The following is a 24,873-nucleotide window of genomic DNA, read 5'->3' as shown; positions in this document are numbered from 1 at the left end:
CACGGGTGGGACTATTTTCTCAGTCGCAATCTAATTACCTGTGCCACAGCTAATTTCGGTCCGGATCCGTGGTTGCCGGGCTCGGGAACCACGTACCGTACGGACCGAACAGCCGGGCACGCACTCGCCCGCCGCCCGGAGCGAAGTCGGAGACCCCCGCACTGATGTCGAGTTCACGCACCTCGTCCCCGGACCGCCACAGCGCGAACACCCGGTCCCCGAGGTCCCGCAGCATCAAGTACACGTCCGGGCCCTCCCCCGCGGCGGGATCGACGACCACGGCGCACATCCCCGGTTCGGCGCCCGCGAGGAACGCGACGAGCTGATCCGGCGCGTACTCGTCCACGGCGGATTCGACGAGCGGCGATCCCTGCGACAGCAGCCCGATCTGCGCCGCGGTCAGCTCCCGGGCACCGGTCGCACGGATGGTTTGCGCGAATTCGGCGATGAGATCCAGCCGGCGTGCCGTCTCCGGCGCCCGGCGCGGGCCGAATCGGTCGAAAACGGCCTCGTACATGCGTATCGGGCCCTGATCCACGGGTATGGATTCGTCCACCAGGGGCATCCCGGCCAGCCCGGCGCCATGCACCAATTCGTACATGCTGTGGTGCCACCAGAGCATGATGGCCAACCGCAGGGCGATCATGTTCTCCTTGGGGAACCGGCTGTCGTCCATCAGCCACCAGGCATGCAGGTATATCCGCGCTATGGAGCCGGAAACGCCGGCCGCCATGGCGATCTCCAGCTCGTTGCTCAACCGGAGATATTCGGCGTATTCGGGCCTGCTCGGATCGAACTCCTCCCGCACCACGCCGGGTATCCACGGCACATGGATGGCAAAGCGGGTGGTATCGATATGCTGCGCGGCCTCGGGATCGATGTCGCCCTCGTCGTAGTCGAGCCGGACGGCCCGCACCACGAATCGCCCGGTCCCGTTGTCGCGGATCCGCTTCTCGTTCCCGTCGTGAGAGTAGATCGGCACGACCCGGAACAATTTCGTCTCGCCCGTTGCCCGCAACTCTTCCGCCCGCAACCGGTCCTCCAGCGCGTTGCTGTCGACCTGGCCGTCCTCGCGATAAGGAAGTTCGTGAGCCGGGTCGAGGTACCTGAAGCTCAGCAATCTCAGGCTGCCGGCCAGCGCCTCGTATTCGCGCGGCGACAGCGGCATACCCGCCCGGTTGTAATCCTCCGCGGTGAGCAGGCGGCGCTGCACCTCGCGGGGATCCCGCAGCCTGAGCGCCTTCCGCCACCGGAGGTATTCCTCATAGGCGTAGTCCGAGCCCCGGACCCTGATGAACTGGTGATTCTTGAGATCCGTGCGGGTGATCCGGGCTCCGGGATGCTCCACGTGGAATGCCTCCAGAATCGCCGTCAACGCGGGGACGTTCAGCTCGAGCTCCGCCGCCCGATCCCAGTCCTGCGCGTTCAGCAGCAGGACGATGCCCTCGTCCAGAGTGAAGCCCGTACTGTTGGGCTCCTCCTGCTCCGCATTCCGGATCGCCGCGTTGTAGAACGCCTCCGCCAATTCACGCAGGTTCCCCTCGCGCAGCAACACCTCCCACGGCACCGAGGGCAGCACCATGCCGCCCACCGAGGTGTCCTCGCTGGCGTCGAAGGTGGCCCGGAGCTGCTCGTCCGTCGCCTCCGGGAACAGGCCGTGCAGCACCTCCCACAGGCGTTCCAGCAGCATGACCATGGTTTCCCGCAGCTCCGGCCGATGGGCGAGGTACCGGCTCATCTCGAGCTCCCACCGGCGGCCGCGCTGTCGGCTCGGGGCGCGCGACAGCGGGACGGACTCACCCTGCACCGGGATGGAGACACCTTGTGCCGCAGGCGTTCCCGGACCGTCGCCCGGGTCGCTCGAGCCACCGGGGTGGCGGGCCGTGTGACCCGTCACCGCGTCCCGCAGTCTCGCCGCTATGGACTGCATCGCCTCCGCGGCGGTCCGGAACTGCGGACCCGACGCGGACGATGCGGCGGCAGCGGTGGTCGCGGGCGCGGCGCCGGGCCGGGCCGTGGGCCCGGCCGGCGTGGACCGGGCCGTCGCAGACCCCGAGCCGGGGCCGGACTCGGCTGTCCCGGAACGCGATCGATCGGCCGCGGGGCCGGAGACGGGCTGCGGCACCAGGATCGCGGTGAGGATCCGGCCGCCGGTGACGAGGTACCGGCCCGTCAGGTCGCGCAACGCCGGATCGATGTCCGGGTGGCCGTCGATGTCCGCGTGGAACTCACCCGCCCCGGGGCCGAAGGTCACCCGGACGTCCTTGAAGCCGATCTCGCGGCCGGTCAGCGGGAACCAGGCCTTGTACACGGCCTCCTTCGCGGAGAACAGCATGCGGTCCCAGTGCACGCCGTCCCGGTCGCCGACCTCGGCGAGCCACGCGACCTCCGCGGGCGTCGCCATCCTGGTGACGCCTCCGGCCGACAGCGGCGCGTTGTCCTCGGCGTCGATACCGACCGCGCGCCACTGCCCCGCGTCGGCGACCGCCGCCGCGTAGTAGCCGTCCTTGTGCGTGATGCTGCCGACCACGCCGGCGGGCCACTGCGGCACGTTGCGGTCACCGCGCAGCACCGGGACGTCGCCGTGGCCGAGCCCGGCCATGGCCCGCCGGGCGGCGGTGCGGCCGTTGATCACCTCCAGCCGGCGCTTCGCCACCTCCCGGCCGGTGAGCAACCCGGCCTCTGCGGGCAGCAGGTCCCCGGCCTGCTCGGTCCCGACGATCTCGGCGGAGTGCAGTTCCGGCAGCAGTTGTGCGAGCAGTTGCCCCGGTTCCGTGCTCCGCAGCGGGACCCCGAATGCGGCCGAGATCGCATGCACGGCGCTCTCGACGGTGAACCCGGACCCGGTCGCCCACGGCCGGACCGCGTCCGCCTGCAATATCCGGACAGCGTCGACGGCACGGCTCACATTCGTTCCGGCGGTGATGTTCGACCAGCGGACGACCCTCCGGTCAGCGGTGCGGATCAGCTCGAGTTCCGCGCGTTCCGAATCCCCCGGGTCCATTGTCAGCAGCAGCCCCACCGTGATCCGGTCGGCGGACTGCTCGACACTGGTGAGTTCGGGCAGGCAGACGATGTCGCCGACGAGAAACGCACCGCGCGATCGGATCGCGGCCAGCATGCTGATCAATTCGATATCACCGAGCAGACCGGCCGATGCCGACGAGTCCCCGTGACCGTCCGTCTCGGCGGCCGCTGCGGCCGCGGGCCGAAAGGTCGGGAACGGCTCCCAGTACTGCCCGAGCCGATCGGCGATATCACCGAACGGGACGCCGGCCGGCCACACGCCCCACGGAATTCGCAGCCGACCGGCAATGGCGGACAACGCGATTCCCTGCGGATGCCGCGTCTCCGGCTTCGTGGCGTCAGTGCCGGAATCGAATCCGCCGGGCAGATCCAGCACGTAGAGGACGGTGTCACCGTTCGCACTGCGCGCGAACACGCTCGCCCAGTGGGGATCCGGTGATGCGCTCACCTGGTCCGGTTGGGTGACCGAATCCGGTCGCGACCGGAAACCTTCGCGCCGAATCATCTCTTCCCGGTCGGGGTCACCGCGGAACAGCAGGGTGCGGTCGGTGCGCCAGCCCGCTGTCGGCCGCACAGCCTGGAACCGCCAGCACTGCGCCAGCGCGCGCAGCATGCGGACGGTATCGAGGGGTTCCGCGGCGGTTGCGCCGACATCGCGGAGAACGTCGGGCAGCGAATCGCCGGACAGCCGGCGGCGGGGCCGCGGCCGGTCCTGTTCGGCCCGGAATCTGCGCAGGATGTCCGCCCAGCTCGGGCCGGCGGCCGCCACGAGGACGGCGGCCGCCCGCTGCCCGATGTGGTCGAAGACGACCTGCTCGCCCTCGGTGAGGGGCCTGCCGATCACCGCCGCCAGCACGGTTTCCGCGTCGGCCTCGTCACTGGTGAGCGCACCGTTGTCGAAGTAGCCGTACCTCGCGAACTGCTCGGCGAGCCAAGCCCGGAATTCCGCTTCGCGGCCGTCGAAATGGCGCCGCAGCACCTGGTAGCTGTCGGACATCGGTTGCGTGGGATCACCCTGTGCTCGCCAGAGCAGGCGGCGCAGGCGGTGGGTCAACTCGTGCACCGTGAGCGAGAAATACGGCCGGTCCGGGTCACCTCGGGAGAAGCCCGAGCCGACCTGTTCCGCCAACAGCGTCCGCAGGTATTGCGGTGCGGTCAGGAATCGCTCGTTGTACACGATCTCGGACTCGGATTCGTACGCGAGGTGATAGATATCGCCCCCGGCGTCACCGGGCCGATCGTCCGAAAACCGCCGCTCCAGCCGGATCTCGGGGACTTCGAGCATCGGGAACAGTTCCCGCATCCGGACGACCGCGTCACCGATTTCGGCAACGGTCGCCAGGGCGACACCGGGATTCTCGAAACCGATCAGACGCAGACCGTGCTCGCGCGCGAGCCGTTCGATCAACTCCAGTTTGGCGCGTTGTTCCGCCGGGCCGACCGGACGATATTCCGCCGCCAACCGGCGGGTGGTCGCACGATGCTCGGCCTGCTCGATCGCGGAGTCGATCAACAGCCGGTGCAGCACCGTCTCACCATCGGTGAGGACGACCGGATCGTCCTCACCCGCGGCCCGGCGGTGTTCGACGGCCGCGAAGGCACCGGCCGCGGCCGTGACCGGATCGAACTCGCCCGCACGGTAGCCGTAGGTCCGGAATTGCCGCTGCCGCCAGTCGGATATCTCGGACGGCCGTGCACCCGGATCCTCGGATTGGTAGTACGTACTCAGCGCCAATCCGGCGGCCTTGACCCGATTCGCGCCCATCTCCGCCAGTACGAAGCCGAACTCCCGGCGGATCAGCCCGGCGATCGGTTGCTCCACCGCGCCCACTGCCCGGCCCGTGTTCACCATCCCTGTCCAGGCGGAGGTCATGATGCTCGCAGCGGTGGCGAACGCGGACCGCACGATCAGCGAACGCGCCCGTGGTATCCCGTCGGCGTCGACACCGGTGTCGTGCCCGGCCAACATCTGCCCGCCCGGCACGCGTCCGAAACCGACCGTATCGAGCTCCACGAACGGGAACCGGGTCAGCAGATCGTCGATGGTACGGGCGAATTCACGCACGGATTCGAGCAACAGATCGGGCGTGTCGAAGCCCACCACCCGGACACCGTGGCGCCGGACGAGTTCCGCGGCGATCCCGTCGAGAGTATCGAGTTGCGCGAACGGATCCGCCGCGCTGGATTCCTCAGAGCCTGTACCCCAATCGAATTCGTGTAATCGGGCGGCGGTGACGAACTCGGCCACGGCCCGCGCGGCGGCCCGGTGGTGCTCGCGCCGGCCCTCGGGGACACCGGGATCGCCGAAGGGCAGCCATTGCTCCGGCGGCACATCGCGCCAGGTGGCCTGCAATTCGTGGTGGTGGATCCGCGCCGCCACCTGCTCCACGAACGCCGGGTCGTGCACGTCGGCGCCCGCGCGGGCGGCGGCGTGGACCAGCGGCAACGCCACCTCGGCGGCGCGCAGGTGCGGCTGCCACTGCTCGATCGGCCGATCACGGAGGTCGCCGGACGCCTCGGGGAGCAAGGCGTACAACCGGGCCGCCAGCGCGGTGACCTGGGTGCGGAGAGCGGAGACATCGGCGGCGGCGGCCGGTCCGGTCGTGGATCCCGAAGTCGGCGTGGAACTTTCGTCACCCTCGTCGCCCGGCTGTCCGTCCTCGCCGGCCGCCGTCGGCCCGGTCGAGCCGTCCGGTGTCGCGGGTCCGGAGACCGCTGGCATCCGATCCTTGTGCGAGACAGCGTCATCCGGTCGTTCGGTCGGCAGCGATTCCCAGTAGTCGTCGGCGTCGAAGTGCAGCCATTCACCGCCCAGGTCGGTGACGATCGGCTCCATCGGCGTGCCGTCCCGCTCGAACCGGACCACCCGCAGAGCCTCGACCGCGCCCGCCCGCGCGGGGTCGAAACGGAAGGGTCGCGGGTACCGGCCGGGGTCGACGACGAACAGCTCACCGTGCCAGTTGACGACCAGATAGGTGTGCGCCGACGAGGTGCTCTCCCGGTCCATCATGACCACCGCCCGGCCGTGGTGCGCCGCCCGTTGCTCGGCGCTCGCCGGACCGGTCTCGTCCTCGCCGAGCCCGAACAGGAACCGCTGTACCTGCCGATGCCCGGCCGTGCCGCCGGGTAGATCGACGCCGTGCCCGCCGAGCAGATACGACCACGCCACCGGGTCGACCTCCCGCTCACCGGGATCCAGCACCGGCAGCTCCCGGTCCCAGGTGTTGCCCAGTGCCGCTTGGAATTCCCGGAGTTGCGATCCGGCGATCACGGCGCAGGCGACATCGTCCCAGTGCCGCAGGACCGTCGGCCGGATCGTCGCGGATTCGGCGGCGGCGTTCAGCGACCGCGCCAGCTCCCCCAGCTGCACGGGCTCGGAGGTCTCCAACTGCCCCGGGGGCAATCCCTGGTCGAAGACCACCGCCTGCAAGTCCTCATCGGGCCATTCGGGATCCACACCGGGCCGGTGACCGGTGTCGACGGGCACCACGGACGGCAGCTCGTGTGGAGTGGTCTGTAGATGGGTCCACCAGCGATGCCGGATCTCGCCGCCGGCGGTGACCCACATCAGCCAGGCCCCCGGAGTGTCGTCGCCACGGCCGGGGTGCCGGCCGAAGACCACCGCGAACGCGCCCGGTCCCGCGGAGTTCAGCCGCCGGGCGATGCGGTCGCGCGCGGTCGTCCACGGACCGTCGGCCGGGGTAGCCGGGTAGATCCCGAAGGGCGTGTCCGAGCCCGCCGCGGGATGGCCGAGCAGTTCGGCCGCCTGCGCCGCCGCCGGCGGACCTTTCCGCGTGTCGTGGACATCCTCGCCCCCGTCGACTCCGGGCCGGCCCGCACTGACCAGCTGTGCGGCGATCAACCGGAAGTCGGACGGCGTGCGCAGACCGAGCAACGTGCCGGGAGGTACGTCCGCCAGCCGATCCGGCATGCTGGACCAGAGGCCGACGTCGAGTCTCGGCTTCTGGTAGGTCTCACCCTCCTCGAAGATCCCGTCCAGACCGTGTAACCGCAGCTCCGGGTCCCCGGGCAGGTCGGGGGCGCCGGCGAAGGAGTAGCACAGGCGACGCCAGACCAGCGACCGCATCACCCGGATGAGCATCGCTCGGGCCTGCTCGTCGGGAACATCGGGAACGAGCCACACCATGGTGGCGGCGTCGCGGTCCCGCAACGCGGATCGGACGGCCTGGTCCAGCGCCGCCCGCCGCTGCTCCGGATCACCGTCACGCAGGCGGACGGCGACGACGTTCCGAATCGGCGTGCGCTCGGGATCACCGACGGCGATCCACAGACCGTTCTCGATGTCGTAGAGGGAGGCGGGACGCCGTCCACTGACCTGCCACACCGGTCGGTGATGACCGTCGAGTGCTTCCAGATACCCGAGCACCGACCCGATACCGCCGATTTCGGGCAGCGCATCGAGATCGGCCACCGCGGCCAGGTGCGCGTGCCGCCAGAACGTCGGCAGGTTCGCTACCGGAACCTGTTCGGGCGCACCGGCGACCAGCATCGCACGCATCTCGGGGCCGAGCAGGAGATAGTCGAATGCCGGCGCGGCTCCGGTCCGCAGCCCCAGGGCCATCGCCGTCGCGACGGCCCGCAGTTCCGCCGCCGGACCGCCCGGTGGCCGCCGCACCGGATGCCAGCCCGGCACCGGTGACGGGGTCACGGCCGGCGCGGGCGGGAACACCGCGGCCAGGGCCTCGCGCACCCCGGCCGGCTCCGGCACCGCCGCGTCCTGTATCCGATCGCTGAGCGCGCCGTCACCCAGGACGATTTCGGCCGCCAGTTGCTCGAACATCTCCTGGGACTCGGGACCGGTCAACTCGAACAGTTCCCAGGCCCGCCGGACGATCCCGAGGCGCGCGTCCGGCCCGGTCGCCGAACCGGACAGATATTCGCGCAGCGCCTTCCGATACTGGAGACGAAGCGTTTCCGGATCGGTCATCGATTCCGGCCCCAGGGCCCGGAATGTATCGAAGCCGCCGAATTCGGTTCCGGCCGCCAGGGGCGGGGCCGGTGCGACCCGGTATCGCGACCCGAATATCTCGAGGTCCTGCAACTCCAGTCGGATCCGGGCCCGATCGTCGTCCCGCACGAAGTCTCCGGGCCGCGCCGACGGCGAGTCCCACTTCCGCTCGTAGACGGTCCAGTTCGCCTCACCGTCCGGGCCGATCCACCGGACGTCGACCCCGGTGACGGCGGATTCGGCGACCGCGGCACACAATTGCGAGGCCGAGATCAGGGGGACATCCGTCACCGGCAGGTACACCACCAGCCGCCGTTCCCGGCCGTCGGGAGCGGAGGTGATGAACGCGGAGCTGCCCAGCGGTTCCACCCCCCAGCCGAGGCCCGCCATATCGGCCCGATGCAGGGTCGCCAGCCGCAGCGCCGCCGTCGCCGCCATCTGCCGCCGCGTATCCGTCCACTTCTCGGCGAGCATCGTGAGGCGACCGGCGAGGCGGCGCTGTACCCGCTCCGCATCGGCCGGCAGCGCACCGGCTCTCGTCGCACCGAGCGTCCGGCGGGCCTCGTCGAGGAGGCGGGTCAGCTCGGCCATGGCCGGATCGAGTTGCACGACCCAGGGATCGAGCCATACCGCGGCGGGGAGCGCCGATGACGGCCGGTCGGTGTCGGTCGGCCAGAGTTCTTCGCCGTTCAGCGAGGTCCATGCCTCGAGCAGGGCGTCGGCACAGACAGCGGGCTCGGTCCAGCCCTCGCCGTCGATCGCCCAGGGCAATCCGGCCTCGGACAACGTGGCGGTCGTGGCTCCCACCGCGGCCTCGAGTCGCCGCCGGACCGCGGCCTGCTCCTGGAACCCGTACTGCCCGGTCTCCGGCGGTGACAGCGTGACCCGGCCCGTCTGCTCGAGACGGACCGTCCGAGCGAACACCGGCAGGCCCAGCGGTGCCAGCGCGGCGCGGATCCGGCCGACCGGATCACCCTCGGCATCGGCCATCACCAGCACCTCGACCCGCTGCCCCGCGGCGGCGTGGACCGCCACCCACTGTCCGGGCACAGCCGCCAGAACCGGTGCCGGCGCGGCGATTTCGGTCAACAGGTCCGCGGCCGCAGCCAGCGCGGTCGCGCCGTCCTCGCCGGCCCGCCATCGGTCGATGCCGCGTTGCGTCTCGCCATTCGGGTGATACCGCCGCTGCCCCACCGGGTCCACGCCACCGGCGGCGGCGACCCGGCCCTGCGGGTCCAACCCGGGGATGCGCTGTCCCGGTTCGACTTCGGCCTCGTGCGCGGTCCGCAGCGGTGGCAGCAGGCGGTCCGGCTGCCACGCGAACCATTGCGCCACCACCCGGTCGCCGGACCGGCGGAGCACGTACAGATCCGGTCGGCCCGGCGAGCCGGGGTGCTGTCCGTACACCGCCACCCAGGCGTCCGGACCGGCGGCCGCCAGCGCTTCGACGAGTTCGTCCCGCGAGACCGGATCACCGAAATCCGGTTCGCCGTCCGCCACCGGCCCGATCGAGCCGTCGGGAATGCCGAGTTCCGCTGCCGACAACAGCAACTCGACCGGCCGCGAGCCGGCGAGCAACTCGCCGAACGACCGTTCTTCCGGGAATGATGTATCTCGCAGGGGCGCTGCGTCGTTCCGATCGGGCCATGGGGTGTCCGTCCGATCGACCATGCCGGTGACATCCGGCTGCGGCGTCCACCGGAGGAACCAGGTCGTCCGCGGGCCGGACTCGGCGCCCGGATAGGTGGTGGGGCTGTTCGCGAGGTAATGGTCCTGCCGCGCCCGGAGTTTCGCGTTCTGCGTGTGCAGTGTCTCCGAGGTCGGACCGGCGGCGCCGATCGGCACCAGCGTCGGAATTCCGTCGGCGGCGAACATGTCCGCCGCCGCCCGGATCGCCTCGCGCATCGCCCGGGGCGACGCCTCCGGACCGATGTCGAGGTATCGCAGCTGCGCGGCGGCTTCGGGATCACCGAACGCCAGCGTCATACTCTCCTCGCCCAGCGCGAGCACGAAATACGGCTGCGCGCCGGCCGCCGTCCGGGCCTCCGTGAGCAGATCCCGCAGTCCTTCCGGTCCGCCGTACGCCTCGAATTCACTTCCCGCCGTGATCATTCGGGCCAACTGATGCAGGTGGCGCGCATGGGCCCAGGGAGCGGGGAGCAGGTCGCCCGGCAGGGCGTCCGGCGCTGCCAGCACCACGGTCCAGCGGTCGGCGGCCGGGAGACGCAGGAAGTTCCGCAGCAGGTGCTCGGGTCCCTCCCGGCCCATCTCCTCGACCAACAGCGATGCCCACCACCGTAGTTCGGGGTAGTTCTGCGGCCTCGGGAGTGGATCGGATCGGGCCCCCGCGCGTGCCGGCGCACCGGCGCGCGCCTCTCGGTCGGCGGCCACCACGGTACCGAAGACCTCCGGATAGCGCTCCCCGCCGTCGGTCTCGGGTGGACCGGCCACGAAGTGGAGCAACCGCCGGGCCATCTCGTATCGTGCCTGCGGCAACCATCCGGCCGCGCCGGGCCGGTCGCGCAGCGCTTCCCGGATGCGGACGGCACGGTACAGCTGATCGGACTCGGAGATCTCACCGCGCGCCTCCATATCCGGCGCCTCTTCGATACCGGACAGGTGCAGCAGCACGGTGAGATCGTTCAGCAGCGTCCGGCACCGGTAGGCGACCGCGGCGGCCGGCGAGCCGGGCTCGTCGGCCGCCGCGGTGGCGGCATGCGGCGTACGGGTCACCACGCGGACGTCGCCGTCCGCCCGGAGTTCGACACTCCGATATTCCAATTCCACGCCCAGCGCCCGGAATTCGGCCAGCGCGGCGGGGCCGAACACCTGCCACGGATCCGCGAACGGCGCGTACACGAGCAACCGATTTCCGTCGAGTTTCGCCAGCGGGTTCAGCCACTCACCGGCCTCCTCCGCGAGCTGGGCTCGCGCCCAGTGTGCGGCGAGCTGGATCCGGACCAGCCGGTCGACCTCGGCGAGGAATTCCAGTTCGCGCAGCCGGTCGGCGTTCTCCTGTTCCGCCTGCGCGGTCCACCGCCGTGGATCGGTGACGGCCGCGAGCCCCTGCCACACCGCCGCCGCGGCCGCCGCGGCCCGGAACCCGCCCAGCGCGGACAGCACCGTGGCGCTGTGCTCGTCGGCGAGGTGGGCGACGTCCTCGGGCTCGGTCCACTGCCCGGCCTCGCCGCCCGCGGCGAGTTCGTCGGCGTGCGGTGGCGTGTCCGCCGTGACCGCATCGACGGACCGCCACAGCGCCTCCCACAATGCCGTGCGCCGATCACGGACCTCCACCGGGAGATCAGCGGCCCGCACCGACTCACCGGGGTCCGCTCCGGACACCGCGACCGGCCCGCCGGACCAGATCACCGCCTCGGGGGACCAGGGCCAGTGCGCCCGGCGGAAGTCCTCCTCGTGTACGACGACGGTCCGGTCCCCGGTGCGCTCCCACCAGCGGACCCGGATCGCGCCGCCACCGTCGTGCCACACCGCGTACATGGTGACGCCCGCCCGGGTCACGACGTCGGAGCGCCCGTGCCCGGCACCGGGCCGCGCCGGATGCGACCCCACCACCAGTGCGAAGGATCCGGCCGGTTGCCGGGTCAGCGTGTCGATGATCCGCTCTCGCGACGGCGCCTCGCCCGGCCCGGCCCGAACGTGGCTTTCGGCGCCGAGCACGGCCTGGATCACCGCCAGACCCGGGAAGGTTGCGGAGCCACCGAGCGAGGCCCGCTGTCCCGGCGAGAGCACTTGCGCGGCAAGAAGTTCGAAATCATCGCCGAACTCGGCGACCGTCTCGGCCGAGCCGGGCTCCGTGGTGGCCACCGCCGGAGCGTCGGCGGACCGCCGGGCCAGCAGTTCCGCCGGTACGGATTGCCATGCCAGGGTGTACTCCGCCCGCAGTGCGGCGAGCAGTTCGGCGGCGTGCTCGGCGTTGTCGGCCCGTTCGATCAGTTGCCAGGTGAGACTTGCCGCCAGTTCCGGGAATTCGTCCCGGCCGGTCGTGAGCCGGTTCCACACCGCGGTCCGGATCGCGTTGCGCGCGTGGGCCGTCAGCGTGCCGATGTCCGATGTCGCACCGGCGGTGTGCATTCCGAACTCGAACAGCCGATCGTCCAGCTCCTGCTGCACCGCCGATATCGCCTCGTGGCCCGGCACGCCCGCGGCCGTCGCGGCGATATCCGTGCGCCACTCGGTGATCCGGGTGGAGCCGTCGAGTTCGACGTCCACCCGCTGGTACACCACCTGCCGGATGCCCTCCGCCGCCATCCGGGTCAACGACCGCAGGGTGAGCAGCGATCCGGGATCGGCCGCCGGGACCACCAGCCACGCGGTGCCGTCGGCGGTCACCCGTGCGTTGCCGGATTCCCACACGAGGGGGTGCCCGGCGCCGACGGTCCCCCGCACGGCCCGCGCGGCCTCGGCGGCCGCCAGCACCCGCATCCGATCGCGGGCCGCCAGCCGGGCCTCGAGTTCGGCGGACGCCAGCCAGGCCGCCCGCTCCTCGGCGAGGGTCCACGACCGCGGATGCACGAGCCCGGCCCGCAGCCGCCGCACCCGGTCGGCCACCGCCCGCAGGTCCGCCTCGGCGAGCGGAATATGCTGCGCCAGTGCGGCATTAGATTGCCGGGTGACCGGCGCCGCGCGGGTCCAGAGCTGTTCGCCGGCGGAGGACGGTGGCTCGGCCAGGTCCGGATCGAGGGGGAACTCGGCGGCTGCCACACCCGTGTACAAGCTCGCCCAGAGGGCTTCCTGCCACGTGTGCACCCGGTCGAGCTCGTCGGCGCCGGCCTCATCCCCGGCGAACACGACCTCGCCGGCCGGTTCGGTGGCCACCCGGTACCGGAGGATCGGTACGCCCCGCTCGGTCCGCTCCGCGCCGAGGCCCCCGGGCAGATCCGCCGGATCGCCGGAGGTGTACACCTCCCACCGCGGCATGCCCGAATCGGCGAGGACCTGCCACAGTCCGGGCTCGATCTCGGTCGGGACGCCCGCGCGCGCGGCGGCGGCTGCCGCCACTGCGGTGAGCGCGAGGCCGGCGAGCGCCCGCCCGGCGAGGAACTCACGTAATTTGCTGCGCTGGAAGGTATCCCATGCCTCCAGCTGGGCCAGGTCGGTGGCGGCCAACTCGGCCTGTAGCCCGGCGGCGAGGCGTTCGGCCGACGGGACGTCGAACGCCCCGATCTCCCGCCACAACCACTCGTTGAGGGCCGCTTCCTGGGCGAAGATGTCACCGGCGACCGTGGACAGCAACTCCTCGCCGACGGCGGCCCGCCGTCCCGCGGACAGCCACAGGCGTCGCGCGTCCGGCTCGGCCAGGGCCGCACCGGTTCCGGCATCGTGCAGGTCGCCGACAGTCCGCCGCAGCGCGTCGTCCACCGTCTTCCGGATCTCTCCGATGTCCGGCGGCCGGTCGACCGGGGGTGTGGGAGTGTGCTTCGTCCAGGTGACGGTCCGCGTCGTGCCCTCGGCGTTCACATAGGTCCCGGTGAATTCGACCGCACGGATGCCCAGCGAACCCAGCTTCGTCAGCTCCTCGTCCGACAGCAGCGACCACGGCCGGCCCAGCGGTACGGTCAGCGCCAGCACATCGTCGGTGACCTCGAGTGGCCACGAATCCGTTGACGGGGGAACGGATTTCCGGGCCAGGGCCGCCGTCGCCTGGAGCACGGCGACCGCCCGGCGGGTGCCCAGCGCGGACAGCCGGGTGAACAGTTGCCGGCACCGGTTCTCCTCGTCGACAGTCCACGACGGCGACCCGGTCAGTTCCTCTGATACGGCGCGGGCCTCGGCCAGCAACTCCGAGGCCGCTCGCTCGACAGCGGCCACCCACACCACACGTGGCGAATCGTCGGCCGCCGACACGTCCGCCGCGAGCGCCCAGCCGTCCTGTTCCGCGCCGGGCCACCACATCGAGGGTGTCGATTCGAGCATCTCCCGGGCATGATCCAGGTCCTCGAGCAACATCCGCCGCCGCTGATCGACGACCGGTTCGTCGGCCACGAGCACCCGGCCCGCGGCATCGATGCGGACCCGGCGCAGCACGACATCGAACCCGCGGTCGTACAGCCGTCGAAAGTCGTCCAAGGAGGGTTCCACGGCGCCGGCCGACCGGTAGATCTCCAGCCGGGGCCGCTCGCCGCCGACGAACACCCAGCCCGGGCCGACCTGCTCCCCGCCCCGGTCGGTGGCCACCGCACCGATCGCCAGGGCGGTGGCGACCCGTTCCGATTCGGACATCGCCGATCCCGTCGACATCCGGCGTACTGCCTGCAACACCATGACGGCCTGCCGCAGCTCCGGCGACCGGGGCTCGAATACCCGCCATCCCCTCGGCACCGTGGCGGGGGCGGCCGGAGACGTGTCGCCGTCCGGCGCTGTGACGGAACCGGACGGGTCGGCGGCGAACAACTCGTCGAACAGGCCCGTGGCGGCGGCGACCATCACCGAATGCACCATGTGCCCGGTGCCCAGCCTCCGCTGGATCTCGGCGAGGTGTGCCTGTACCACGCCGGGCGAGGCGCCCAGCAGCCCGGCCACCTCCCGGCCGGTGGCACCGGCGGCGAACATGGCCAGGACGGCGAGTTCCGTGGTGGACAGGTCGTGGGCGGTCCGGCGCCTGGACTCGGTGATCGCGACGGGCAGCAGGCCGTGGCGCACCGCGGCGGCGGCGAGCGCGGGTCGCGTCGAGCGGCTGCCGAGTCGCCCGGCCAGCGATTCGATCATGAGGTGCAGTTCGGCGACCGTCACCGACAGCTGGGTGGCGAGTTCGGTGTCCTGGGTGGGGGCCCGCAACGCGTTCAGGATCTGTAGCTCCGCCGCAGTGAGGGTGGCGGCCGCCGGACCGGTCGGCGCGGTCGCCGCTCCGGCGAGGGCGGTCGGGGAGTTCGTGCCCGCGGTGGTGTTCGCTCCCGGACGATCCGGGTCCGACCGGCCCGGTTCGGTGGTGGCCGGCTGCTGCTCCGGCGTGGCGGGGCCGGGCGCCGGGCGGCCGGGCGAGTCCTCTCGCTCCGATCCCGGCAGTACCGCCTCCTGTCGACCGTCCTGTGCGGCTGCCCCGGGCCCGGCGCCGAGTGTCGAACCCGCGGCCCTGCGGGTGTCGGCGGGCTGCCCGGGATCCGCCGACGCGGCAGCGGTCCGGGCCTGCACGCTGTCCGACGCATCGCGCGGCGTGCCCTGATCCGTTCCGGCGGCGGCCGGGCCACTGTTCCCGCCCGACGCCGGGGCCGTGGTCACCGGCTGATCGGACGTTTCCGCGCCACCGGTGGTCGTACTCCTCGGCCCCGCAAGACCTTCCGCACCACCGGCAGCCGTACTCCCGGACCCGGCGCGACCTTCCGCGCCATTGACGGCGGTGCTCCCAGGCCCCGCACGACCTTCCGCAGCCCCGGGGGCAACGTTCGCCGATCCGGCACGGCCGTTCGCGGCGCCGGGGGCCGTGTCGTCGGAACCGGCCGGCGTACCGGTGCCCGGGGCGGCGCTTCCGGACTGCCCGTTCACCGGCGGAACACCCTGCGGTGCGGTGGCTTCCGGTGTCGCCGGGTTGCCGGCAGCGATCGGGGTCGATCCGGGCGCGGGATTCGCCACCGGCGGCGAGGTGCGCGCGAGCCGTTCGGGCACGGCGCCGGGGCCCGCGTCCGGCTGCCCCGCTCCCTCGCCGAGGAAGGACGGAAGTGGCAGCACCACATCGGGATTGACCTTCGGCACCAGCTGCCGCAGGCCGAGTTCGGCCTCCTCCAGGGCATGTCGCGCTTCGCGGGTCGGGGTGACCTCGTATTCGGTTGCCGCATCGGCATACCGGATCACCGCGATCTGGACATTGGGATCGGGGGACAGGACGATGTCGTCCCTGGCCATGTAGACCTGCACGCTGCCCTCCCCGCCGCTGCGTGCGGTGCGGTAGGCCGCCTGGATCAGATTCGTCCGGGCCAGCACCGGATCATCGGCCGACCAGTGGGTGATCATCACATGCAGGCCACCGATCTCGTTCACCTCCGGCGACACCGGAATATCCACGCCGCGCGCGCCTTGCAGGTTGATGATCAGCACCTTCCCCCGGGCACCCGCCTGGTCGAAGATCGCCTGCAAATCGGCTTCCCAGGTGGCGTGATGCTCCAGGAACCAGGCGCCGTCGACGGCGTCGGCCTCGATACCGCGAGCGTCCATCTCGGCCTTGTAGACCGCGACATCACTGTTGCGGGGGCAGATTGCGACGATCGGCCGCTGGCTCTCGCGGATCATCTCGATGTCGGAGGCGACCGTCGCCACCTTCTCCGCATGCGTCTCGAACGCCCACGGCACCCCCTCCCGCAGCTTGGATGCCACGAAGGCGGGGATCTCGACCACCTTCTCCGTGCCGAACGTGCCCTCGAGCACCGGCGCGACATCCTTGTTGGTACCGGACGCGCCGACCTTGGACACCAACCCGTCCGTCATCTGCCGCACCGTGCGACTGTCCGAGGAATCGGCGTCGGCGCGGATCTGCATCCCCTCCTTGGCCTCGATCGCCTGCGCCAAGCCGTTGTTCCACCTGCTCTCGGTGGATTTCTCGACGTCGATCATCGGCTTGCCGGCCTCGTTGAGGATCACCACCATGTGGCCGCGGTCCGGGTGGTCGAAGTCCAGGTAGTGGTCGCCCTTCAGGTATTCCCATTTCGCGGCGGCGGCCATCTCGAGCCGATGCCGCTCGGCCGGAGTCATCTCGACACCGAGATACTCCTCGACCTTGGCCACGACCCGGTCGGTCAGCGGGGCCGGGCCGCCCACCTGTCCCGGCAGCCGCCCGAAATCGGCCTCGGTCAGCACCGGTGTGAGGCGCTCGTCCTTCACCCCGTTCGCGTCGTTCCCGAGCAGTCGCTCCAGCACCGTGTGCGCCGTCCGCACCTCGTGTGCCGTTGCGGCATCGGCATTTTCGGCGACGCCCCGGGAGATGATGAACGTCGACCGGCTGTGCACCAGCGCGGCATCCATCTCGTCGTACAGGGCATGCTCACCGGAGACCTGGAAGCCCTTCATGTCGGCGAAGGCCGACTCCTCCAGCAGGCCGACGGCGATACCCGGATGTCCTTCTCGCGGTTCGACATTCGGCCCATCGCTCTGGATGCGGGAGATGTCGTAACCGTAGTCGCCCAGCACCTTGACGAAATGCTGGAAGTCACGACCGGCCAGCGAATCCAGGGTCGTGTACAGCTGGACGAATCCGGTGCGCCGCGAGATGAGCGCGGCGGACGCCAGGAACACCAGCGATTTACCCTCGCCGGCCCGCATGTCGATCGGATGCCCGTCCACCATCGCCAGCGTCGCCATCACCTGCGTCCACCGCAGGGTCTTCTGGTCCTTGCGGCTGATGGCCTCCAGCACGGCCAGCATCGCTTCCCGGTCGTCACCGTGCAGCATCATGTCCGACAGCTGCCGGTCGGACACCTGGGTCCAGTCCCGCGCCCCGTACTCGGTCAGTATCTCCTCGGCCTGGGTGCGGTAGTGCGCCTCCAGCGATCCGGGCTGATCGGTGGGTGTGCCGAGCACGCCGGTCGCGACGCCGGGGGCCGCACCCTCCGGGCCGGGCTCGTCGACGGCGCGGTCGCCCGGCTCGTCCACCCGGGTCGCCGTCACCTGGTCTCCGGCCGACGGCCCCTGCTCCTGCACCGTCGTGTCGCCGCGGGCGCCGGGGCGCTCCCCTGCCGACTCGACCGGCGGACCCGCGGCCGGCTGCTCCGCGCGCCGGGGCGAATCCCGGCCCGGCCGAGTGGTATCGGTCCCCTCGACGCCGGCCCGGCCCTCGTCGGTCACGCCGGGTGGCGGTGCGTCCCCGTCCGGCCGCACGCCCCGGGGGGCCGGACCGGTGTCCGCACGACCGCCCCGAGGAACCGGTTGCCCCTCGGATCCGTCGGCCCGCGTCGCCGCGGGGGCGCGGCCCGTCTCCGCACCGCCGACGGGCGCCGTGCGATCGCCGCCGACCGGCGCCGCGGCGGGCTGGACCGCTTCCGGCCGCGCGCCGATCACGTCGCCGCCGATGTCGACCGGCTGCCGGTACGGCGCGGCGATCGTGGGGATGCCGTCCGCGGCCTCCGGGATGTGCTCCGGCACGGATTCGGTCGTCGCTCCGGCCTGCCCCTCGCGTGTCCCGGCATCGCGGCCCGTGAGCTCCGCCGTTTCCGCCTCACCCCGGTTCCCGGATGTCCGGCCGTCCGGGCCGGACCGGGCCGTGGTCTCCGCGTCGCCTGCTCGATCCGGCGGTGCGGCCACCGTCTCCGCTTCGGTCACCGGCGCCGAATCGTCTGCCGCGGAACGATTCCCGCGCTCCGCCACGGGGACCAGGAAATTCTCGTCGACCGGCCGTTCCGCGGCGGCCGTCGGCGCTTCGCCGGGGATCCGCACGCCGGCGGGGCTTTCCGCCGTCGGCTCGTCGGGGATTCGCACGGTGGCGGCCCGACCGTCCGCCGGAAGTTCCGGACCCTTCATCCCGGCGTGCAGGGCGTGCATCGAGCCGCCGAGCATGCCGCCGAAGAAGCCGGTCATCAGCAGGCTCAGCCCGTCCCTGCTCCACAGCGAATGCAGCTGTCCGGTGGCCACTTCGAGGCCCGCCATGCCCGCGGCGCCCGCGACGCCGCCGAGAGCGGCGACCACCAGCGTCGACAGCACGGTCGCGACCACCGGGCGCTCGATCCGCTCCGCGATCATCCGCATCAGCGTCGGCCCGGCCAGCGTCGCCGCCAACCCGCCCGCCAGGCCGCCCACCGCACCGCTGAGCATCCCCATCCCGATCGACTTCAGGTCGAGGTGATCGCGGTGGCCCTCCCACTTCTGCAACTCCTGCGCACCCAGTTGCACCGCACCCATCGACAGGCCGCCGAACAGCGTGGCCCGCATCAGCATTCCCGCCCGGGTGGCCTCGTAGGTCAGACCGCTACCGGCCATCCGATCCAGCAGTTGCACCAGGAACCGCCGCCATCCCGCCCGCGCGACCGCCCGATCCGCGGCCGCCTTGACCACACCGGCGTTCAGCAACGCCGCATCGACCGCCAACTGGGTGACGATGACGACCGCCATCCCCTCCCAGGTCAGCTGCCCCAGACCGATACTGTTGGAACCCTCGAAACACTGCTCGGCCAGACTGTCGGCGTACGCCGCCGCCTCGCGCACCGACTCGGCGTATTGCTTTGTCGCGGAGACAATTCCGTCGATGGTGCTGGAGCTTCCGGCCTGCTGGATCGCCGCTGCCGTCACCAGCAGTTCGTCGGCCTGCGCTTTCAGCGATTCGCTCTGACTCGACCAGGATTCGCCGACCCGCCACAGTGCATCCGCATGCCCGTTCGGCCGCGGGCCCAAGACCAGCTCGGCCAGATCCATCGGGAAGTCGGACGGCAGTCCCATCAGACCATCCGGTCACGATTACGCCCAGCCACCTGACTCTCCTCGCCGCCGGTCACCCGCATACCACTGAGGACCCGGCTCGGATGTAGCGGACAGTGCACGCTTCCGGCAATTGTGCGCCGAGCCGCGGCCGCGCGATTTCCCACCGGTGGTGAATCGCGGCGCGAAAAAGCCTGTGGCAGCGCGGCGGCGCCGGGGACCGCTACGCGGCGGAAAGCGGCTGCCGGTAATGCATTCCGACCACCGCGCTGTCGAAGGTGGTCACGTCGATCAGCCGCAGTCCGGTGGTGTCGTGGGTGGCCGGGAACAACGGCACCCCGCCGCCGAGCCGGATCGGGTGGACGAACAGCCGGTACTCGTCGACCAGCCCCTGTTGCAGGAATATCGAGGCGATCTCGGCGCCGCCGAACAGCACCATGCGCAGGTCGGATTCGGCGCGCAGTGCGGCCACCTCCGCCGCGGGCCGGTCGGCGACCACCCGGGTGTTCCAGTCCGCGTGTCGCAGGGTCCTGGAGAATACGATTTTCGGTTTCTGTTTCCAGCATCGGGCGAAATCGACGTAGAAGGGGGAGATCGCGGGATCACGATCGGCGGTGGGCCAGAAGTCGGCCATGATGTCGAAGGTCTTGCGTCCGTAGAGGAACAGATCGGCGGCGCGCAGTTCGTCCAGGTGCGAGGCACACAATTCCTCGTCGACCACGGGCCAGTGCACCTGCTGGTCGGCGCCCTCCGCGAAACCGTCCAGCGACATCTGCATCCAGAGTGTTACGCATCCCATCAACCGCAGCCCGTCTGTCGCAGATCGAAAGTCGGAAGTCCGATTATGCTCCCGGCGGGCGGCCGGGCGCATCCGCAGACGGCGGTGAACCTACCTAAGCAGGTCCACCGCTGTCCATCGAATTCGATTCCGGTAATTCGGCTGTGCGACTGCCGGTCGTGCGGCTGCCGATCGCTACATCAGCATGCCGTCCACGCAGGACCGGCCGGTCCACCACTGGTACTGGTGCCGCGCACCGTCGTTCCACTGGTTGATGCCGCCGGACGCGCGCCAGAACACGCTGTTGTTGAACGGCACCGCCTCGAAGACGTAGTCGGCGCCCGACATCACGGAGTCGGCCACACAGAAGTCGAAGAAGGAGGTGCCGGGCTGCCAGGCGCCGAGGCTGAAGCCGTTGGCGGCGTACTCGTCCGCACCCGGATTGGGCACGGTGCCGCGGTGACCCGGGGCCGGCGCCCGGTTCCACCGCACACTCGGGAAGGCGGCCGCGCAGGTGAACGCCCAGCCGCCCGCGTAGACGGTGCTGCCCTGGTTGTAGTCGTCGCCGGCCCACTGGCAGGGGATGCCGTCCGCGGCGGCGCGGGTCGACATGCCACCGAGCCCGAGGCCGATACCGAGCACCGTCGTGACGACCGCTACCAGCAGTGCCAGGACGCGGACAGCGGAGGGGGATCGTCGGATGGTGGTCGGGCCTTCGGTGTACTTGCTCATCGGGGACTCCGTGTCGATCTGTGGGCCTCCGTTGTGCCGATACCCGTCAGGCCGTCACGGAGGTTGTACCCGATTAATGTACCGCTATCTAGCGGCACGTTGTCGGCGGTATTTTCCCACCGGTGGGAGTCCGGACCGGTCAGGCCTGGGCCAGCACCTCGGCGACCTCGCTGTCCTGATCCAGGTAGTGGGTGAGCAGCCGGGTGGTCAGATCGGCGCCGGCCTGGCCGGGGACCGCCCGGACCACCTCCAGCTGCGCCTCCAGGATGGCGCGATCGGTCGGGCCGCGATCGGACTGCTGGAAGGCGACCCAGCCGGTGCGCCGGAACAGATCCGCGAACCGGCGCGCGACGCGGTCGCAGTCGGCGTGCAGCTTCTCGATCTCGACCAGCGCCTCCATCACCGGGACACCGACGTCCACCAGCCGATCGAGGGTCCGCAGCAGCTGGCCGTCGGCGACCCGGTAGACCGTCGCGTCCACCGGCTCGTAGAGCCCGAGCGCGACCACCCGGGCCAATCCGCTGGGCACGCCGCGGAACCGCTGTTCCAGCTCGGTGGCGGTGATCGTGCCGTTGTCCGGTGTACCGGTCCCCGCGGGGTCCTCGGCCACGCCGAGGATGTGCCCGAGGTCGTCGCCGCGGTCCCAGGCGTTGAGCAGTTCCTTGATGCCGTTGAGCTTGATCCCGCGATCCAGCAGCCGGCTGATGGTGCGCACCCGGTTCAGATGGTCCGGCCCGTAGAAACCGGTCCGGCCCTTCACCTGCGGCGGCGGCAGCACGCCGCGCTCGTGGTACACCCGCACACTGCGGACCGTCGTGCCGGCAGCCCGCGCGAGTTCATCGATCGTGTATTCGTCACCCCGCTGCATACCTACAGGAAACCACACCGAAACGGCACCGGCCATCGGCGAACCTGCGACGAGAAGAAATATTCCTCGGGGTTCCGTTTTTCATCATGGAAATTGCGTGCCGAAAAACGGCGAGCGCCGACTTCCCGCCGGTGGAAATCCCGCGGATCGGGTCGCGGGTCCGATCCGTCTACCCTTTTTCGCATGACCGAGCTGCCGAGCGTACGGGTGGGTGCCGCGGAACGGGAACGCGCACTGCGGGAACTGGCACAGCATTTCGGCGCGGGCCGGCTCGCGCTCTCCGAATTCGACCGCCGCGCGGCCCTGGCGGCCGCCGCCGACACCCGGGCCGAACTGGGCCGGCTGTTCGCGGACCTGCCGGCGCCGCAGGCGCCCGAACCGGCGCCGCACCCACCCGCCAACCCGTTGCCGGCTGTCGCGACCGGGGTGGTCGTGCTGATCCTGCTGGCCGTCGTGCTGGCCTCGGTGTCGAGCGCCTACTGGCTGTTGCTGGTGCTGTTCGTGCTGCCGCTGGTGGCCGTGCCGGTCGCCCGGCTGCGCCGCCGGGACGACCCGCCGCTGGGCTGACCGGCCCGCCCGCTCACCACCGGGTGCGCGGCCGGACCTGATTCGCCAGGTCGATGAGCCGGTAGCGATGTGCCGGCTCCGGCACCGTCCGGGCCAGCGAGCGCAGGCACGATTCCAGGCCGCGGCGCAGTTCCGGCAGGCTGAACCGGAAGCCGAGCAGGCTGGCGTCGCGATGGGCGGGCTGCCCGCCGGCGCGCACCCATTCCAGCGCGGCGCCGACGACCACCACCCGCAGCGGCACGGTCCGCAGTTCGCCCGGCAGCGCGGCCAGCCGCGCGGCGGCGGCCGCGATATCGGCCTCGGTGATCTCGCTGACCGGCCGCGAGACCAGCAGCAACGAGCCGGTGAGGTGGGCCACGGCGTAGTGCCGGGACGCCGAGGGCACCCGGTCCAGCACCCCGACGGCGCCCAGCAGGTCACCGTCGGCGGCCAGCCGCCGCGCCAGCCCGAAGGCCGCGCTGACCACCCCGTGGTTGATCTGCCACACCCGCCGATAGCTGTCCACCGCGACGGCGTGCCAGTTCGCGGCGTCGGCCGCGCCCTGATCGGCGCGCTCCTGGTGGGTCAGTTCGGCGCTCGCGGCCAGCGCCAGGGTCGGCGCGATCTCGCCGGGCAACATGGTCTGGACCGCGTCGAAATGCCGGTAGGCCCGGTCGTGGTAGCCGTCGAGCAGCGCCGCGATGCCCACGTACCACTCGATCCGCCAGTCCGCGCCGTATTTGGGCCGCAGATCGGCCAGCAGCGCGCACGCCTGCATGGTCTGGCCGAGGTCCAGGTGCGCGCGCACCGCGGTCAGCGTGCCCTCCAGCTCGAACGAGGCCGGCTCGGCGATGGTGCCGGTGACGATGCGATCCGCGGTGCGGCGCAGCGAGTCCAGCGCGTGCCGGGGGTCACTGTGCAGCAGTGTGGACAGCAGCGTGGCGCTGGGATCGTCGGGGGCGATCAGCGGCACCGGCAGCGCCGCGGCCACCCCGAAGGCGTCGAGTTCGGGGGCGGCCTCGCTGCCGTCGAGCATCCGATCGGTGCCGTCGATCAGCGTCTCGACGCCGAAATCGCCGCGCATCGTGCCGAATTCGACCGAGGGCTGGGGATGTTCACGGCCGGTGTCGATGGCCAGCACCGCCCGCAGCACGCCCGCGAGCTGGGAGTGCATCGAGTAGGCCGAGGGGAACCGGCGGGCCGGATCCGGATCGGTGGCCCGGCGCAGGCAGCGGTACAGCGCCGGATAGCGCTGCAACAGCGGCTGGGACTCCGGCGTCGGCAGTTCCGGCAGGAAGAAGCCGTTGGCGTCCCGGGGCAGTTCCAGCACCAGCGCCGCCAGGGTGCGGCCCACGGTGTAGATGTCGGAGGCGACGGTGGGCCCGGTCTCGATGATCTCCGGCGCCTGATAGCCGGGCGTGCCGTAGATGCTGCCGTAGGACTCCACCGCGGCGACCGCGCCCAGATCAATGAGTTTGACCTCGTCCTCGCCGACCATGATGTTGTCGGGCTTCAGATCGTTGTAGGCGAGCCCGAACGAATGCAGATAATCGAGGGCCGGCAGGATTTCCATCGTATAGGCAATGGCCTCCGCCACCGGAATTCGATGCTGCTCGTGTTCGTCGAGCATCGTCTTCAGCGAACGGCCGCCGACGTATTCCATGACGATGTAACCGTCGGCGCCGTCACGGACGGACCGGTGTTTGACGAAGTTGTGGATCTTCACGATGCCGCTGTGTGTCACCTCCGAAAGAAATTGTCGTTCGGCGACTTCCACGACATGCGCTTCGAAATCCTGTGGATTCTGCAAACCTTTCAGGACCACCCAGCGATCGCTGACGTTGCGATCCACCGCCAGATAGATCCAGCCGAGCCCGCCGTGCGCCAGACACCCCTGCACCTCGTACTGATCGGCCACCAGATCGCCGGGCTGCAACGCGGGCCGGAAGTTGTACGACGCGTGGCACGCCGAGCAGTCGCCGACCGCCGGTCCGGGCCCGTCGCCGTCGGCGCGCCCGACCGGGGCCTGGCACCGCCAGCAGAACCGCTTGTCCTCGGGCACTTCGGGATTCGTGAGCACCGCCGCGCGCGGCGATACCGCGGGCACCCGCGGGATCTCCACCAGCCCGGCGCCCAGTCGCCAGGCCCCGGCCCGCGCCCGGACCGCCCGGGCCGAGCCGCCCTCGTCCTCGAGTTCCATTGCTTCGCTGAACAATTCGGCCGCATCCGCCATCACGGCCGCCAACTGCTCGGCGAACGGGTCGGCGCGACGGGCGAACTGCTCGGTGGGATCGGCGGCCACCACACTGGGTCGCGACCAGGGGTGGGACCGCGTCGCCGGGTCCGGCCGGCGTGGTGCGCGCGATCCGGGCTCCGGCTGATAACGGGGCACCCAGGACGTCGGCGCGTTCGCGGCCACCTCGGTGCCACGCATCCGCCGATCGCCCCACGGGTGCGCCACCGTGTGATCGGATGATTGGTCCGGCATGGGAACCTCTCGAGCCCGGCACCATTGAGTCGAGTCCTCATTCTGGTCGTGGACGGTCCGCTGCGCACCCGCATGATTTCCCCACTGTGGGAATGGGTCCGCCCCGCGAGGTG

At 71.1% G+C, this 24,873-nt stretch carries 6 protein-coding genes; 1 reads left to right on the top strand and 5 read right to left on the bottom strand.

Going from position 1 to position 24,873, the window contains the following annotated elements:
* Nucleotides 1-49: 49 nt before the first annotated feature.
* The 4 genes from LBW94_RS07605 to LBW94_RS07590 form a co-directional block, all read right to left on the bottom strand.
* A complete protein-coding gene (locus LBW94_RS07605; RefSeq protein WP_225055144.1) occupies nt 50-19,369 on the bottom strand; it encodes a 4'-phosphopantetheinyl transferase superfamily protein in 19,320 nt (6,439 codons plus the stop codon).
* Between the two features lie 202 nt (nt 19,370-19,571).
* Complete coding sequence (locus LBW94_RS07600; RefSeq protein ID WP_255633826.1) at nt 19,572-20,147, bottom strand: dihydrofolate reductase family protein; 576 nt, start codon at nt 20,145-20,147, stop codon at nt 19,572-19,574.
* Between the two features lie 174 nt (nt 20,148-20,321).
* Entirely contained in the window at nt 20,322-20,858 is a 537-nt protein-coding gene (locus tag LBW94_RS07595; RefSeq protein WP_225055141.1) for a hypothetical protein, read from the bottom strand.
* Nucleotides 20,859-20,997: 139 nt separating this feature from the next.
* Nucleotides 20,998-21,726, bottom strand: coding sequence for a MerR family transcriptional regulator (locus LBW94_RS07590; protein WP_225055139.1), 729 nt, complete (start codon nt 21,724-21,726; stop codon nt 20,998-21,000).
* A 183-nt stretch (nt 21,727-21,909) separates the two neighbouring features.
* On the opposite strand from LBW94_RS07590, the gene LBW94_RS07585 reads away from it, so the two are divergent.
* Nucleotides 21,910-22,293 (top strand): DUF1707 SHOCT-like domain-containing protein, encoded by a 384-nt coding sequence (locus tag LBW94_RS07585; RefSeq protein WP_225055138.1) that lies wholly within the window; start codon nt 21,910-21,912, stop codon nt 22,291-22,293.
* A gap of 13 nt (nt 22,294-22,306) precedes the next feature.
* On the opposite strand, the gene LBW94_RS07580 is transcribed toward LBW94_RS07585, so the two are convergent.
* Nucleotides 22,307-24,733 carry a serine/threonine-protein kinase gene (locus tag LBW94_RS07580; protein ID WP_225055137.1) on the bottom strand — a complete coding sequence of 809 codons (2,427 nt, stop codon included), beginning with the start codon at nt 24,731-24,733 and terminating at the stop codon, nt 22,307-22,309.
* Nucleotides 24,734-24,873: the final 140 nt, after the last annotated feature.

Origin of the sequence: Nocardia sp. alder85J (genome assembly GCF_020176955.2) — a bacterium.
Classification (GTDB): Bacteria; Actinomycetota; Actinomycetes; order Mycobacteriales; family Mycobacteriaceae; genus Nocardia.
Note: the sequence above shows the minus strand (reverse complement) of the source record. Positions and strands in the feature narration are given on the sequence as shown.

Bases quoted from the DNA above. Each gene is read 5' to 3' on its own strand.
- LBW94_RS07595 (WP_225055141.1), bottom strand. From the start codon at position 20,858: ATGAGCAAGTACACCGAAGGCCCGACCACCATCCGACGATCCCCCTCC.
- LBW94_RS07585 (WP_225055138.1), top strand. From the start codon at position 21,910: ATGACCGAGCTGCCGAGCGTACGGGTGGGTGCCGCGGAACGGGAACGC.
- LBW94_RS07605 (WP_225055144.1), bottom strand. From the start codon at position 19,369: ATGGGACTGCCGTCCGACTTCCCGATGGATCTGGCCGAGCTGGTCTTG.
- LBW94_RS07600 (WP_255633826.1), bottom strand. From the start codon at position 20,147: ATGGGATGCGTAACACTCTGGATGCAGATGTCGCTGGACGGTTTCGCG.
- LBW94_RS07590 (WP_225055139.1), bottom strand. From the start codon at position 21,726: ATGCAGCGGGGTGACGAATACACGATCGATGAACTCGCGCGGGCTGCC.